Source organism: Halomonas sp. BC04 (assembly GCF_000568385.1).
In genome coordinates this window covers 1-15,772 of the sequence record NZ_AZQX01000003.1, presented here as the reverse complement: position 1 = coordinate 15,772, position 15,772 = coordinate 1, and the positions used below count along the sequence as shown (strand labels likewise).

General features: G+C 65.5%; 9 protein-coding genes. All 9 read left to right on the top strand.

The window, feature by feature from the left end; all coding sequences use genetic code 11:
- The first annotated feature begins 59 nt into the window (after positions 1–59).
- The 9 genes from Q427_RS00240 to Q427_RS00195 all read left to right on the top strand — a co-directional run bounded on the left by Q427_RS00240 (position 60) and on the right by Q427_RS00195 (position 15,654).
- The gene (locus Q427_RS00240; protein ID WP_043510117.1) at positions 60–1,979 is read left to right on the top strand and encodes a hypothetical protein; all 1,920 of its coding nucleotides are present in this window, start codon (positions 60–62) and stop codon (positions 1,977–1,979) included.
- The gene (locus Q427_RS00235; RefSeq protein WP_043510115.1) at positions 1,976–2,776 is read left to right on the top strand and encodes a hypothetical protein; all 801 of its coding nucleotides are present in this window, start codon (positions 1,976–1,978) and stop codon (positions 2,774–2,776) included. Before Q427_RS00240 ends, Q427_RS00235 begins: the two co-directional genes overlap by 4 nt.
- A gap of 241 nt (positions 2,777–3,017) precedes the next feature.
- Positions 3,018–4,571, top strand: a complete 1,554-nt coding sequence (locus tag Q427_RS00225; RefSeq protein WP_043510111.1) for a hypothetical protein — start codon at positions 3,018–3,020, stop codon at positions 4,569–4,571.
- On the top strand, positions 4,526–5,446 hold the full coding sequence (locus Q427_RS00220; protein WP_231613283.1) for a vWA domain-containing protein: 921 nt from the start codon (positions 4,526–4,528) through the stop codon (positions 5,444–5,446). The genes Q427_RS00225 and Q427_RS00220 overlap by 46 nt, the downstream gene beginning before the upstream one ends.
- Positions 5,447–5,486: 40 nt before the next feature.
- Positions 5,487–6,461: a hypothetical protein gene (locus Q427_RS32955; RefSeq protein WP_155833404.1), complete on the top strand. Its 975-nt coding sequence runs from the start codon at positions 5,487–5,489 to the stop codon at positions 6,459–6,461.
- 128 nt (positions 6,462–6,589) lie between these two features.
- Entirely contained in the window at positions 6,590–11,047 is a 4,458-nt protein-coding gene (locus tag Q427_RS35855) for a VWA domain-containing protein (RefSeq protein ID WP_331280492.1), read from the top strand.
- Positions 11,044–13,422 carry a hypothetical protein gene (locus Q427_RS00205; protein WP_043510103.1) on the top strand — a complete coding sequence of 793 codons (2,379 nt, stop codon included), beginning with the start codon at positions 11,044–11,046 and terminating at the stop codon, positions 13,420–13,422. The genes Q427_RS35855 and Q427_RS00205 overlap by 4 nt, the downstream gene beginning before the upstream one ends.
- Before the next feature lie 13 nt (positions 13,423–13,435).
- On the top strand, positions 13,436–15,091 hold the full coding sequence (locus Q427_RS00200) for a hypothetical protein (protein WP_043510100.1): 1,656 nt from the start codon (positions 13,436–13,438) through the stop codon (positions 15,089–15,091).
- Positions 15,004–15,654 carry a hypothetical protein gene (locus tag Q427_RS00195; protein ID WP_155833403.1) on the top strand — a complete coding sequence of 217 codons (651 nt, stop codon included), beginning with the start codon at positions 15,004–15,006 and terminating at the stop codon, positions 15,652–15,654. Before Q427_RS00200 ends, Q427_RS00195 begins: the two co-directional genes overlap by 88 nt.
- Positions 15,655–15,772: the final 118 nt, after the last annotated feature.

Here is a 15,772-nt window from a genome sequence, read left to right as displayed (position 1 = left end):
TCATCCCTGGCACGGCAAGTGGGGCGTCGATAATAAAAAGGTACGAGGGGAGCAAGTCAGTGAACAAGGTTGCGGTATTCACCACCTGCCTGCTGGCGCTACTGATGATGGATGGCGCGGCAGCCTTCCCCAGGATGGTTTTCGAGCAGGAACCCAACGATACCCCCGAGCAGGCGCAGTCGTTCCGTGGCGAGGCCCGCCTGGTGGGCGAAGTATCGATCGATGATCGCGACATGTTTCGCTGGGTGCTGGACGATGCCGAAACGGACCGTCTCTGGCAATTGGAACTGCAGGGCGCTACCCCGAACGGTATCGAGGCGCGCTTGTTCTGGCCTGCCGAGGAAGAAACGCCGGCATCGAGCGGCGTCGCGCAGTTCGGAGAAGCTGAGCCCGAGGAGACGGCTGCCGAGGAGGCGCTTCTGCTGGCCATGGCCGTCAGTGCCGACCAACCGCGACAGCGTCGCCAGCAACTGATTGTTCCCCCGGGAGTGCACCTGATCGGTTTCCTGCCTCGGGGGGTGGGTGGTGAGTACCAGTTGACCCTGACCGAGGCGGGGCGCGTGCGTATTCGCGGCCAGGTTGGTCCCGACGAGACCGAGGACCTGGAAGTCTCCCCCGGACGGCTGTGGTTCTTCCATCTCGATGTGCCTGAGCATGTCATCCCCCTGGTGCCGAAGGAGGATGCCGAGGCATTGCTGTGGCGGCTCGATCTGCTGGCTGAACTGGGCGTGTCCCTGGAAGCCTGGATCGAGAACGACGCCGGCGAGCGCATCGCCGAGGTACACGCTGATTCACCCGTTCAACACCAATGGGGGCGCCTGGATCTCGCTGAGGGCAGTCACTTGCACCTGCGTAATCCTCAGGGAGTGGCCATTGGGCGAGTCGGGCTGGAGCTGGCCGAGGATGGTCAGCGCCCTGAGCCGGTTGCGGATGAGCTGGACGTCGTCGAAGTAGAGGTCGAAGCCTCGTCGGAAGAGGAGGCGCTGTGGTTCGGGTTTGATGAGACGGTTGCGCTGGATCTGGTGCCGCGCCAGCGCCAGTACCTGGCCTTCTCCCTGTCTGAGCCGGCGGCAGGACAGCGCCTGGATGTGGTCGGCGACACCGACCGCGATATCGAGGTCTGTCTGAATCGGCGCGACGACGCCCGCGACCCGATGTGCCGGGATGGCCCAGCCGAGGCGCTGTTCGATCGGATGCAGCTCGCGGCGGGCGACTACCTGCTGCAGTTGCGGCTGTCGCGACGTGCCGATGGCCCTGTACCGACTGAGGTGCGGTTGATGGAGACAGATATACCTGACCGGGACGGCTGGGTAGAGGCGCCTAATGACAGTCGCGATTGGGCCGCCGTGCTGAGGTCCGGTGAGGTCCGGCAGGGCCGCTTCCAGGGCGGTGATACTGCCTGGTTCGAGCTATTGGTCAGTGGTGAGACTCAGGTCTGGGCGTTCCATGCCGAAGGCGATCCTATCGAGCGCCTGGCGCTTTACCATGATGGCGATCGCCGCCCCTTTCTCGACAGTGAGCAGTCCCGGCGCGGCGACCCCCTGCGGCAGCGACAGTTGAGCCCGGTACGCTTGTTGCCGGGGCGCTATCAGGTGCGCCTGGAAGGGGAAAACAGCGATTATCGTCTCGAGGCCCTGCCCCTGGGAGCCCCCCAGCCGGGCCGCGAAATGGAGCCCAACGACGAGCCGGAGGATGCCAACCCAGTGTGGCTGGGAGCGTCCGTCGAGGGCGATTTCCACAGCGAGGATGACGAGGACCACTTCCACTTTCATCTGCCTGGAGACAATCGGCTGGTGATGGACGTTGAGCCGCCGGCCGGCGGAAGCCTGGAGGCGCGATTGTTCTGGCAGGGCAGCGAGGTGCTGCGGACCCTCGACCTGGAAGACACCACGAGGATCAGCCGGATGCTGCCCCCCGGTGACTACGTTCTGCGGCTTGAGGGGGCGTCGCCTTCGCAAGCCCCTATCGCGTCGAATTGAACCTCGGTGATCCCTGGCACCATCAGGGCGTGGTCGGGCTGGCCAAGGACATTGACCAGGCCCCCCTGGTCCCCGAGGACGGGGTGATCAACCCTGAGGAGAGGGGCCTGGATGAATCCGAGGGCTATCAACGGCTTCCGGTGACCGAGCAGGCTCGCACGCTGCATTTCGAGGCGCGGCGTCTCGGGGATCGACTCCGTTTCGTCGACGCCGAGGGCAATGAGCTCGAGATCGAAGAAACCGACGAGCGGCGTCGCTACGCCGTGACGGTGCCCGCGGGGGAGCAGTGGTATGTCTGGGCCAGCATCGGTCGACGTCTGAGCAGCCTGACCCTGGAGGATCCGGCGCAGCCGTATACGCCGGAAACGACGCCTATCACCGTCGAGCTGGACAGCGATAGCCGGCGCTTGCCGCCTTTTCAGCCCCATGCCCAGCGCATCGAGACCCGCTTGACGGTCAGCAATCACGATGAGGCGCCCCTGGAGCTGCCGGTGAAGGCCCACGCCAGCCAGGCAGGTTGGTCGCTGTCGGGGCTGCCCGAGACACTCTCCCTGGATGGCGTAGAGCGACGCCAGCTGACCCTCACCTGGACGCTGCCGCCCGAGATGCTGGAGAGTGATCCTCCCTCGCTGTTCGTGGCGGTGGGGGATCATACGGCACGCCATGACCTGCAGATCGACCCCACGGCAGTGGCCCTGGATCCGCAGTCGGTGCCTGCCGTGCCAGCGTCGCTCGATGGCAAGGTAGACATGGCCTGGACAGGCTTGGTGCACATTTCGTCGATGTCGATAACGTAGCGCTGGACAGCGACCTGGGCGGCATCGCCCGCGGCGGGAACCACCTGATCGATGGGATGGCCAGTGCGGGCAGTTCCATCGAAGTCGATGCCGATCCGGGGGAGCCTCTGCCGCCGATCCGTCTGGCCGGCGAGGGAGGCCTCGTGCATGGCCTGGCTTCAATCAGCGCTCTCGGCATGCGCATGGCTATCGCTGGCAAGCGGTCGAAGTCGCGCTGGGCGAGTCCCTCGACGACCTGGACGTGGTCACGACCCTGACGCTGGACAGCCGCGACGGCGAGCAGTTTTTCCCTTTCGATGAGCCGTTGGAGGCACGCTATGTGCAATTGCGGCCGCTGTCGATCTTCCTTGCCGAAGGCGAGCGTCGTCGCTCTCGCCACGGCAGCGGCGAGCTGCGGGTGCTGGGGGAGCCCGCCGGCGAGCTGGGTGAACGGCGCCATGATTTGCTCGATCATGAGCTGGGCGGGCACTGGATCTACACCCAGCCGGACATCGATCGCCTCCGTGGCCTTCAGGGACAGCGCTACAGCCATCGCGGATTGATGAGCGAGCGGCGCGCGCGTCGCGGACAGCGCATCGCCGGCGAGCGTATCGAGATGGTCTTCGCTTTCCTGCAACAGCGAGCGGCACGGGTCGATGAGCTGCGCTGGATCGAGAACCTCGACTGGGATGGCCTGCCGCTGGAGGCGGTGGCGGTGTATTCGGCGATGGAGTCGCCGGTTGGGCCCTGGGAGCACCAGGCGGACTGGCGCCTCTCCCGTGACGATGAGGGGGTGTCGACCCTGGCGCTAACCGACGCGCCGCGGGCACGCTACCTGCGGCTGGTCTTCGACGAGCCTGCCATACCTGATGGCGAGCGCCGAGCCAGCTGGCGAATCCCAGCAGCGCTAAAGGCGATCGAGGCCGATGCCCTGGGTAGCGGCCGCTCGATTCTCGGCCACTGGGGGCTCGACAGCCCTCGCGGCCCGCTGGAGGCGGAGCAGGAGGCGGGCCAAGTGCAGGCGCGTCAGGTCGAGGATCCCGACAGCCATGCCGAGGCACCCTATCCCCTGATGGAGCGCGTCGTGGGGCGGGTCGAGGAACCGGGGGATACTCGCCATTATGCCCTGACCCTCGAGGCGCCGGATAACACCCTGGCGTTTGAGCTGGATGAGCCGGCTCGGGATCGACTGCGCGCTACCCTGCATGGCCCACAGGGCGAGGCTGTTCCCCTCGAGTGGTCACCGGCCGGTAGTGGTCGCCGCCAGGCCGAGGCTGTGGATGTCCCGGAGGGCGAGTACCGCCTCACGGTCACCGAGCCACCGCGCTCGATTGTCTTCCTGTGGGATGGCAGCGGCAGTTTGTCCAATCACCAGCCGGCGATCTATCAGGCGCTGAACCGTTTTGCCGAGGGCTTGGAGCCCGAAGACGAGGTCTTCAACATGCTGCCTCTAGGTGGCCCCCTGCTGATCGATGGCTGGGCCACGCAACCCGCTCAGGTGGTCCAGACCCTCGCGGCCTATGACGGTGATTTCCGTAGCTCGAACTCCGAGCCGGCTCTGGCCCTGGCCAGCCTCGCACTGGCGCAGCGCGAGGGGCAGCGTGCGATCTTCCTGATCACCGACGCCGAGCAGACCGGCCGTGACCTGGATGCCTGGGCGCCGCTCTCCCGCGTTCGACCGAGGATCTTCAGCCTGGAGATCACCCATGGCTCACGCAAGGATACCGAGGAGAACCGCTGGTACCAGGATCAGATGCTGAGTTGGGCCAGGTGGCCGATGGCCGCTATCGCTACACCGTCGACCGCACCGACCTGATTCGCGGCTTCGAGGCCGGCATGCGCGAGCTGCGTCAACCTAGTGAGTTCGAACTGGCGGTAGAGAAGCGCTATCAGGCACCGCCGGAGCCCGGCAGTCTGGCCGTGGTCAACGCCGACCCCGAGCAGCCGGCGGTGGCCGGCGGCGTGGTGCATCTGATCTTCGACGCGTCCGGCTCCATGCTGCGGCAGATGGAGGGCGGCCGGCGCATCGAAGTGGCCCGGCGCATCGTTCAGCAGACCCTCGACGAGCGCATTCCCGATGAAGTGCCGGTGGCGCTTCGCGCCTATGGCCACACCGAGCCACATAGCTGCGAGACGGAGCTGCTGGTGGAGCCCGATAGCGGCAATCACGCCGAGGTGCGTGAGGTGGTGGATAGCATCCAGGCCATCAATCTGGCGCGTACGCCGCTGGCCGACTCCCTGGATGCGGTACTCGACGACCTGGTCGACTACGCCGATCAACCGCGCCTGGTGGTGATGCTCACCGACGGCGAGGAGACCTGCGACGGTGACGTGGCGGCTTCGGTCGATGCCCTGATTGAGGATGGGGTCGATGTTCGCCTCAATATCGTCGGCTTTCATATCGACGAGATCGGCCTGCAGGACGAGTTCGAGCGCTTCGCTGCCCGGGGCGGCGGCGAGTACTTCGACAGCCAGGACGGTGACGAGTTGATGGCCGGGCTGGCCCAGGCGCTGTCGGCCACCTGGCGGGTGCTGGACAGTGAAGGTGATGAAGTGGCTCGGGGGCGGGCGGATGACGATCCCATCGAGCTGGATGTGGGCGAGTACGAGCTGGTGGTGGAGACCCAGGCGGGGGAGCAGCGGCGTGACTTCGGTGTCGGGCCCAACCAGGCCGTCGAGCTGACGCTGTGATAGCGCCGGGACGAGGTAGATAACGATAAGGGGAATGGCCATGACGAGGGGGCGGTGTGAGCGCCTGAGGGGGGACAGGGGCTGCCGGGTAGTGGTGGGCCTGCTGGGGTTGCTGATGCTGGTGTCACTAGCCACCGGCGAGTCTGCCCACGGCTATCCTCGAACGCTGGTGGCCGAGCCACTGGCCGAGGAGATGTCGCCTACCCAGCGCTTTCGCGGGGCGGCCCGCATCCTGGGAGAGCTGGCCGAGGGGGAGCGGCACGCCTTCACCTGGTCGATCGATGATCGGGAGGTGGATCACCTATGGCAGATCTCGCTGCGTGCCACCACCGATGAGCGACTGCAGGTCAGCCTTCACGCCGATCAAGCGCGGGAAGGCCAGGGCGCGCCACAGGGCGTGACCACCTTTGGCGAGGCGTCGGCGGACACGCCACCCGCCTCCGACGGCGAGGTCGAAACTGGCTCGGCGCTGCTGACCCTCGAGGCCACGCCCGACATCCCAGGGGATCGCGTGACCTCCCTGCTGGTGCCCCATGGCGACTATCGGCTCGAGGTCGAGACGCAGGGTTGGCACGACGAATACCAGTTGACCGTCGAGCCAACCGAAGAGATCAGCCTGCATGGCACCGCGAACGCGCCGTCGGATGCCGAGACTCTGGCCATCGGCCCGGGCCGCGACTGGTTCTACCAGCTCAACGCCGAGCGCCTGCAGCTTCCCCTGGAGCTCGACGAAGGCGACACCCGGCGCTGGCGGCTCTCCCTGCTGACTGAGCTTGGCCATACGCTAAGGGCACAGCCGGTGGATGCCGCGGGCAAGCCCCTGGAGGAGTCCACGATGGCTGTGCCCAGGGAGCAGCGATGGACCGGTTGGCCCTCGAGGATGGGGCCGCATTGGCCCTGGCGCGCGAGGAAGGCGGGGAGATCATCGGGCGTGTGCGTGTGCGTCTCGAGCCGGAAGAATCACTCCCATCACCGGTACCTGAGCCGGTGGCCGCGACACGCGAAGAGGCCCTGACGCTGCCTGACCAGGCCACTCAAGCGCTCGAACTGCTGCCCGGTCAGCGCAGCTATCTGGCCTTCGAACTCAGCGATGACGACGCACAAGGGTACGGCTGGGCACTGGATCTGCTTGGCCCGGATGATATGGTCATCGAAGCATGCCTGGCGGGCGCCCTGGGTCAGGAGGCGATCTGCCGTAGCGGTCCGCGGGAGGCGCTCTTCGACCAGCTGCGCCTCGACCCGGGTCGTCACTACCTGGCGCTGACGCCATCCGAGCAGGCGGATGAAACCGGCATCGCGGTGGAGGTGACTCGCCGTTCGGTCCCCCGGCCTGGACCGGAGGAGGTGGCGGAGCCCAACGACACCCGCCAGATGGCAACCGCCCTGCCACCAGACAGGGCGTTGCATGGCGTCTTTCATGGCCCGCGTCAGGGGATCTTTCGGCTCGAGGTGCCGCGCTCCGATCAGGTGTGGCGCATTGTGGCCAGTGGCGAGGGGCTGGATGACCTTCGCCTCTACCAGGCTGGCCATTCGGGGCGTTTCCACCTTGCCAGATCCCAAGCCTACGGCCCTGTGGGGGAGCACGAGGGCCTGGGCTTTGCTCGGCTCGAACTGATGGCGGGCACCTACTACCTCGAGCTTAGCGGGGGCGACAGCGACTATCGGATCCTGGCCGAGCGTCTGGAAGCCGATGAAGGCGGCTGGGAGCGTGAGCCTAATGACAATCGCAGCCAGGCCAATGCGCTCTCCTTCGGTGAGGTCATGCGGGGCGACCTCCACGACGCTTCCGACGAGGACTGGTATCGATTCACCCTGCCGGGTGACAACCGTATCCGACTGGAGATTACCCCACCAGAAACCGGGAGCGTTCAGCCCGTTCTCTACCAAGGCGAAGAGCGTATCGCCTTTGTGCATCAACGCCGCGCGCTGGATACCGAGCCGCTGGCGCTCGACGGTCGGCTACCGGCAGGTGACTACTATCTGTGGCTGGGAGATCGCGAGCCGGCAAGTACCTACCATGTTCGCCTGGATGTTCAGGCGCCCTGGGAGCCGATGACGGGGCATGCCATGGCGACGCGTAGTGAGTTGGCCGCCGACCTGCCGCCCGATGGACGCATCGAGCTTCCTCACAGCGAGTTGGGGGGCGACTACCAGTGGTTCCGTCTGCCGGTCGGTGAGGCGCCCCGGGAGGTGCGCATCCAACGGCTGGGGGGCAATCGCCTGAGCCGCGCTAATGTCGAACTCATCGATGAACAGGACGACTCGCTCCCCACCCGAGAGGTCGAGACACAGCGTGACGACACCGAAGCCGTGGCGGCACAGATTCCCGCCCGCGCAAGGGTCTACCTTCGCGCCAGCTCCGCGCGCCTGGGGCATATCGACCTGCACATCGAGGATCCCTTGCTCGCGGAGCGGCAGGCCGATCGGCAATGGCGACGCGAGGCCATCGAGGCCAGCTTCGAAGCCGAAGGCACGCTGACCGCCTGGCACGACGCTCCCCAGCGGCTGGAAAGCCGCCTGGTGCTGAGCAACGGCGCCGAGAAGCCGGTGACCCTGGCACTCAAGGCCCATGCCAGCCATGCCGGCTGGGGCATCGAGGCGCTGCCCGACTCCCTAACGCTGGACGCTGGCGAGGAGGTGTCACTGACTCCGATCTGGACGCTGCCGGCCGGCCTGGATGACGAGTCACCGGTGACGCTGTTTATCGGCGGGGCGGGCCAGACGCTCGAGTCGACGGTTGCCATCGGTAGCGGCGACGTTGAAGCGGGCGTCAGCCAGCAGGATGCGGCACTGCGTGATAGTGCCCAGGGGCTGGTGGACCTGGCCTGGTGGGGCCTCGGCGCCTACTTCGAAGACCCCGACAGCGGCGAGCCGATCATCGATGATGCCAAAAGCGGCTGGGGTACCCACCGCGTGGCGTCCGAGCCCCGGCTGGTGCACCTCATCGATGGCATGAGCTCGATGGGGAGCCATGTCCGCTACCGCGGCGAGCCGGGGGAAGCGCTGCCGCCGCTGCGCCTGGCCGGAGACGGTGGCGAGGTGCGGATGCTGGTGATCGACCAGCGTTCGGGCCAGCCCTCTGAGCACCGCTGGCGCGAGCTCGAGGTGTCGCTGGGCGACAGCGTCGATGACCTGGAGGTGGTCACTACCGTCGAGCTGGACGCCGCCGACGGCGAGCAGTTCTTCGCCCTGGAGGCTGCTCGCCAGGCGCGCTACCTGGGGCTGCGTCCGCTCAGCTTCTGGGGTGAGACGGGGCGCCTGGACGACACCGGCATCGGCCAGCTTCGGGTGCTGGGTGAACCCGGCGATGAACTGGGGCGTCAGCACCCCGACCTGCTGGCGGATCGTCGCGGAGGGCACTGGATCACCACGCGCCCCCCGGTCCCTGCCCTGCACGAGATGACCCTAGCCGAGCGCAATGCCTTCCTGGGGCAGGGCGCCCACGGGGATCGCTTTGGCCGAGGCCTGGAACGGGGTGGGGAGTGGCAGCCGGGAGGGGTGTCGCTGGTTTTCGGCTTCCTGCAGCAGCGCGCGGCCAGACTCGGCCAGCTGGGCTGGCAGGAAACCACTGACTGGAGCGGCCAGCCCATCGAGAGGGTGCGGGTCTCTACCAGCACCGAGAGCCCCGTGGGCCCCTGGGAACATCTGACGGACTGGCATCTCGAGCGCGATGCGGAAGGGCTGGCCGAGTTGGTCCTGGAACACCCGGTCTGGGCGCGCTATCTGCGCCTCGAGGTGCTGATGCCTGAGCTGGATCCGGAACAGTCGGAGCGTCGCTGGCGGCTGCCAGCCCAGATTCGCGCCCATGAATCGGAGCCGCTGGGCGGCGGCGAGTCGATTCTGGCCTACTGGCCGGATCAGGGCAGGGAAGGGCAGGCAGGGCCCTATGAGCTGACCTTGTCCGGGCAGCACCTCCCCGAAGCCGTCGACGACGACGCCAGTCACCCCGAGTCGCCTTGGCGGTTGGAGGAGCCCGTGACCGGCCGCGTGGCGCACCCGAATGATACCCGCAGCTATCGCGTGACGGTCGAGGAGGGAGATAACACGCTGGTGGCAAGGCTGCGAGAGACGCTACGCGGCAGGGTCCAGGCGACGCTGGTAGCGCCCGACGGTAAGGCGCTTTCACTTGACTGGCAGCGCGAGCCCGAGGGATGGCGCCGCGGCGAGGCCGTCGACATTCCCGCCGGGGAGTATCGCCTGGACATCACCGAGCCGGCGCGGGCCATTGCCTTCCTGTGGGATGCCAGCGGCAGCCTGGAGGCGCTTCAGGTCCCGATTCTTCAGGCCATCAACCGTTTTGCCGAAGGCCTCGATCCTGACCAGGAGATCGCGAATCTGATGCCGTTGGGTGGCCCCATGCTGCTCGATGAGTGGAGCGGCGAGCCGCGCATTCTGCGCCATACCCTGGCCGCCTACGACGGGCGCTTCGAGAGTTCCGATTCCGAGCCGGCCCTTCAGGTCGCGACACGTGCACTGGAGGCGCTGGACCGGGAGCGGATCATCTTTCTGATCACCGATGCCGAGCAGATGGGCCGGGCCATGAGCGTCTGGGACGACCTGGAGCGGGTTCAGCCGCGCATCTTCACCCTGGAGACCCCCCACGGGCAGCAGCGACTGGCCAGCGAGACGCGCTGGTACCAGAACCAGATGCGCAGCTGGGCCAACGTGGGCGGCGGTCGCTATGCCTATACCACGGGCCGCCGCGACCTGGTGCGGGCTTTCGAGGCCGGCATGCAGGAGGTTCGTCAGCCCACGACCTTTCGGCTGAGCGTTGAATCCCGCTACCAGGAGCCCCCTGAGCCGGGCAGCGTCGCGGTGGTCAGTGCCGATCCCGCACGGCCAGCGGTGGCCGGCGGCGTGGTGCACCTGATCTTCGACGCCTCGGGCTCCATGCTGCGCCAGATGGAGGGCGGGCGACGCATCGAGGTGGCCCGGCGCATCGTCCAGCAGACCCTCGACGAGCGTATCCCCGAGGAGGTGCCGGTGGCGCTGCGCGCCTACGGCCATACCGAGCCCCATAGCTGCGAGACGGAATTGCTTGTCGAACCTCGCCTCGGCAATCACGACGAGGTGCGCGAGGTGGTGGCCGGTATTCAGGCCATCAACCTGGCCCGCACACCGCTGGCGGCCTCCATCGAGGCGGTGCTCGATGACCTTTCAGGCTTCGAGGAGCAGCCCCGCCTGGTGGTGATGCTGACCGACGGTGAAGAGACCTGCGATGGCGACGTGGCTGCGGCGGTGGAGGAGCTGATCGAGGAGGGCCTGGACGTTCGCCTCAATATCGTCGGCTTCCATATCGACGAGATCGGCCTTCAGGCCGAGTTCGAACGCTTCGCCGCCCAGGGCGGCGGCGAGTACTTCGACAGCCAGGACGCCGATGAGTTGGTGGCCGGGCTGGCACAGGCCCTGGCGGCCACCTGGCGGGTGCTGGACGCCGAGGGCAGCGTCATCGCCCAAGGGCGAGTGGACGATGACCCCGTCGAGCTGGACGTCGGTGACTACGAGCTGGTGGTGGAGACCCATGCGGGCGAAAGGCGGCGCGAGTTCCGCGTCTCGCCGCGTCAGGCGGTAGAGATCCAGCTGAGGGAGGATGAAGAATGACGAGACCCGACCTAGATAATATCTTGATGGCCATTCGGACCACAGTGCTGCTGGCGCTGATCCTGGCGCCCATGTCCTGGCTGGGTAGTGATGCCATGGCCGACGAAAGCGGTCCAACGGCCGAGGAGTTGACCAATGAACTGAGCGCCACCCAGCGCCAGGTACGCTTGATCCTGGGTGATGTGCTGCAGCATGGCTCCTTCGATGTGTCGGCCGTACGGGATGCCGTGGGCAACGACCCCCAGGCCCTGACCCGCTGGGTGCAGGATCAGACCACCCATGTGCCTTATCAGGGGCTGGTGCGAGGGGAGTTCGGTGTGCTCCAGGACCGGCTGGGCAACCATATGGATCGTGCCATGCTGCTCGGGCGCCTGCTCGAAGAATCCGGCCGCTCGGTGCGTCTGGAGGTCATGTCGCCCCGGGAGCCTCCCCCGTCGATCTCATCATTTGAGGCGCGTCCCCGTCCACAGCCGGTGTCCTTGTCCGAAGGCACGCGGGAGTTGCTCGACCACCTGGGCTCCCCCTCGGACGAATCGCAGCCGATCCCCCCCCGCCTTCCCGAGTGGAATCGCTTCGATCAGGATCTTCAGGTGCGGGCCGTCAGTCTGATGAACCGACTCGCCGAGGCCCCCGGTTTTCCTGACTGGCATGAGCAGGAGCGCCAGCGGGAGGTATCGGGTGACCCCAACGTGCGTGTCTGGTGGGAGGATGACCAGGGGCGCTGGGTGCCCACCGATCTGAGTCAGGCCTCGGTAAGTGCGCCGGCCGACGCTCCCTCTGCCGAGAGCCAGAGCCTGTCAGCGTTCGGCTCCCGCCATGCCCATCACTATGAGATTGAGGTTGTCGCCGAGCGTTGGCAGGAGGGCCGCCTGGATCGTGTCACTCTGCTCGAGCATAGCGTTCAGGCACATGAGCTTGCCATGCAGTCCATACGGGTCGGTATCGTGCCCGACCAATTCGAGGTAGACGACTTCTACGCGGGAGACAGCGACCAGGCACTGGCAGAGGACCTTCTGGCCAATACCGGTTGGCTTCCTTATATCCGCTATGGGGAAGAGCGGGTACTCGGTGATCTCATCGACCAGGACGGGCATGTTCGGGATCCCATGCAGCCGCCCCAGGCCAGGCAAATGGAGGAAGCCACGAGCCTGCTGGGAGGCATCAGCATTGGCGGACGTGCCGAGCAGGACGAGTCCCATGATGCCTTTGTCGGCCTCTCCCTGGAGGTGACGCATCGCCATGGGGATGAGGTGGTCAATCGAGTGTCGCGCCCCTGGTTCTCGCTGGCCGAGGAAGACTCACGCCCCTTTGAGCTCGAACGCGGGCATCGCCTTGAGCGTGCCGTCGCGTTGCTGCGTGATACCAATATGGTGTTGCAGACTGCCGAGCCCTCCGAGGCGCTGATGTTGCGTATGGAGCTAGGCTCCTTCCTGCGCAATGCGTATGCGCTGCAGGGCATGATCATGGGCCTGGACGGTGATGACTTCGAGATACTCGAAGGCGCCATCGATGAATTGGTGGATCTACCGAAAACGGCCCTGCAGTTCGCCAGGCATCGCTTTACGGCTTCCCTGCATCCCGGGCGCTTCTATATTGGTGAACCCAATATCCTGATCGAACATGTGGGACTAAAGCATCTGCCAGGGGGGTTCCGAGATTACCGTGCCATCGACCTGGCCCATGTGCCCCTGCACCTTATTCCACTCGACGGCCCACACGAGGACTTCACCCAGCAGCTACGTTTCGCGCAGGGGGTGCTGGAAACCCTGCTGGAAGCGGAACTCCTGGCACTGAGAAGTCCTGCTCCCGACAGGGCTAATGTGCTCGACGGCGAGAATGCCGCCCTCCATCTGGAGACGGCAATGGCTAGGGGCGAAGCGGGGCTCTGGCTGTCGAAAGCCGAGGCGAATCAATTCGGCGATATTTCACTGCACAAGCTGTCACGGCAGGCCATGCAGGAACAGCTTGCTCAAGGGCTTCACCTCTATTTTCCACTTGTCACAGCACTGGATGAATGGCCTGAAGACTCCCATTTCCCGCTTGCCTGGTGGGCGGTGGATCCGAACAGCGGTCATGCCCTCGGCTATGGTGGCGTGGGCTGGGGACAGGATTCGGCTGAGTACAGCTTGATTGATGTGCTGGGAGCCAGGGCCTATCTGCTAAAGGCATCTCTCATGCCGGGTGCGGCCAAGACCGCAGTGGGAAGCGCGACGGTGTGTGCCTTCGCAGCGGCCTTGCTTACCGTAAATATCCTTACCGTAGGAGGCGAGCCCGGGTTGCTCAATGTCGTTACCGACCAGAGCGAGCGCCTCCTCAAGTTTTGCCTGGAGGCCTACAACAGGCGTATGAATCCCCGTTTACCCCCTGGTTCCTGACGGAGGTTGGACCATGAAGCGATTGTTGATTGCGTTGAGTATGATCGCCGTCAGTCCGCTGTCACTGGGAGCCCAGCCCGGGCTCTGGATTACCGGCGATATCCGCGGCACCTTGCTGCCCTGCTTCCAGTGCCCGGAAGCTTCGGAACCGGGGCTTGCGCGGCAGGTGGGCGTCATGCAGGAGATGGATGCCGATGGCATCTGGCTGGATGCCGGTGGCTTTCTCGATGGCGGCGAGGTGGATGAGCTGGGTATACGGGAGAGCCTGGCGCTGGCGGAGGGCCTGGGGATGCAGGCCCTGCACCTGACCTGGCGGGATGTCAGCCCATCCCTGGTCGACGCGCGCTCTGGATCGAGCCCGCCTCTTATCTCGGCGAGTATCCTCGATGCGCAGGGTGAGCCGCTGGTTCCACCGTCGCTGGTGGTCGAGCATGATGGCCAGCGAATTGGCCTTATCGGCATTTCGGGGGTGCCGATGGGCTATCATGGCCTGCCCGCCTGGCAGTCTTTCAGCGAGACGTTTCGGCTGCGCTCGGCTGGGGAGGCCCTGAGTGATGCCCTCGATGGACTGCCCAGTGATGTCGACCGTGTTCTGGTGCTCTATGCCGGCGATCACGGAATCCTCCGCAGGCTCATCGACCAGGCAGGAGAGCGCGTCGATGCCTTCGTCATGGGCAGCAGCTTCGGCAACCTGTACAGCCTTCCGCCTGAGGCGGTAATCGACGCGCGTAGCCAGAGAGGACGACGTGTCACCCAGCTACGACTGCCCGACCTGGCCGCCACCTATCATTCGGTGACGCTGAGCGCGTCGATCAGTGACTCGGCGGTGCAGGCACTGGAGAGTGCCGGGCTGCGCCATGCTCCACCGGCGCGCGTTTCTCGACCCAGCATTGCCTTGCCGAATGATCCCGACCTGTCGCCACCCTTCGCTAAGCCCTTGCTCCTTGAGCAGGAAAATCGCGTCATGGGCATGAGCGTGCTGGGCCTCGAGACCCGCTCCGACTGGCAGGGACAAGCCGCAGCTGCGGGCGAGGTCTATCTGGTCCTCGACCTGCTGTTCGAGAACCATAAGCCCTTCGACCTGATCCAGCAGGATGGTGGCCAGCGTGCCCTGCTGGTCGGCAACCTGGAGCAGAACCTCGTGCTGGTGGCCGGAGGCAGGACACATGCGGTGATCAACGAGGCGCTGCAGGGGGCGGACCTGTTGCCTGACACCTTCGTCCTGCCCCGGCCCGGCGAGGTGAGGCGCGGCAAGGTGGTCTATCGCCTGGCAGATGACCCGCCGGGCCCGCTGTCACTGCGCTTCTACCATGCGAATACCCGGCCCTGGCGATGGCGCTCCAGGAAGGAGATCAAGCATCGGTGGTGCAGCAGGAAGTCGATCTTCAGCGGCATGACTTCCTGGAGCTCGGGATTGCCAGCATTGAGGAGGTCGATGCCGAATCGCTGGGTAAAACACCCGACAGCAAGCACTTCGTGGCAGTGGAGCTGCTGGGGAGGAGTCGGCTCTCGCGTGCGAACCCGGCCAATCACCACGACATCGATGCCGACCCAGAGGCTAGAGTTGAGACGCCCCGAGTGGTGCCCTATCTCTATGCGGACCAGCACATTCAGCTGGTCAGCCCGGATGGCTACGTCTACTTGCCGGATTGGGAACTCAGCGATCTAGAGCGTATTCCCACCTTCCTTCCCGATATGTTGACTGGCGGACGGCTGATCTTCTCGCTGCCCGAGGCAGTGGACACCTACCGTGTCTCCCTCTATTTCCCCAATTTCGGCACCATTACCGAGGGAACCCAGGGATTTCCTGCGCCCATGTTTTTCGGCGATGACGCCGAAGATTTTGCCTACCGCGAGCGCGACACCGTCCTCGACTTCGGTCTCGAGCAACTGCGCGTTCGAGTGACAGATATCGAGCGCACCGACGATGGACTTGAGGTGGAGGTTGAGGTCTTCAACGAGACCGATGGGCCCGGTTTCTGGCCCATGGAATCACGGCTTGGGATTACCCCGGCCGACACCCGGCGACGTATCACGGCGACTGCGCTGACCGACTCCTATGGCACACCGCTAGCCTGGAATGCTCACCTGCCGCCGGGAGAGCCACGGCGCATGCGGCTGCATTTTCCGCTTTCCGAGCCACAGGGGGAGGGGGCGATCGATGTGCGAGGACTTTCCGATAACCCCTCTCGGCCGATTCGCTGGGATGAGCAAGGGGTGCTGGTGGAATGACCTTCATCGCAATCATCACGAATGTCAGAGTTGCGTTCTCGAACACGGAGGTATCGATCGAGGCGTTCGCGGATCATTGTCACGGCAGGAGGTACTATGACACCTGATACACTTCGAC

What these genes read in the sequence shown, in the direction of transcription:
- Q427_RS35855 (WP_331280492.1), top strand. Translation starts at nt 6,590, where the DNA reads ATGGTCATCGAAGCATGCCTGGCGGGCGCCCTGGGTCAGGAGGCGATC.
- Q427_RS00205 (WP_043510103.1), top strand. Translation starts at nt 11,044, where the DNA reads ATGACGAGACCCGACCTAGATAATATCTTGATGGCCATTCGGACCACA.
- Q427_RS00200 (WP_043510100.1), top strand. Translation starts at nt 13,436, where the DNA reads ATGAAGCGATTGTTGATTGCGTTGAGTATGATCGCCGTCAGTCCGCTG.
- Q427_RS32955 (WP_155833404.1), top strand. Translation starts at nt 5,487, where the DNA reads ATGACGAGGGGGCGGTGTGAGCGCCTGAGGGGGGACAGGGGCTGCCGG.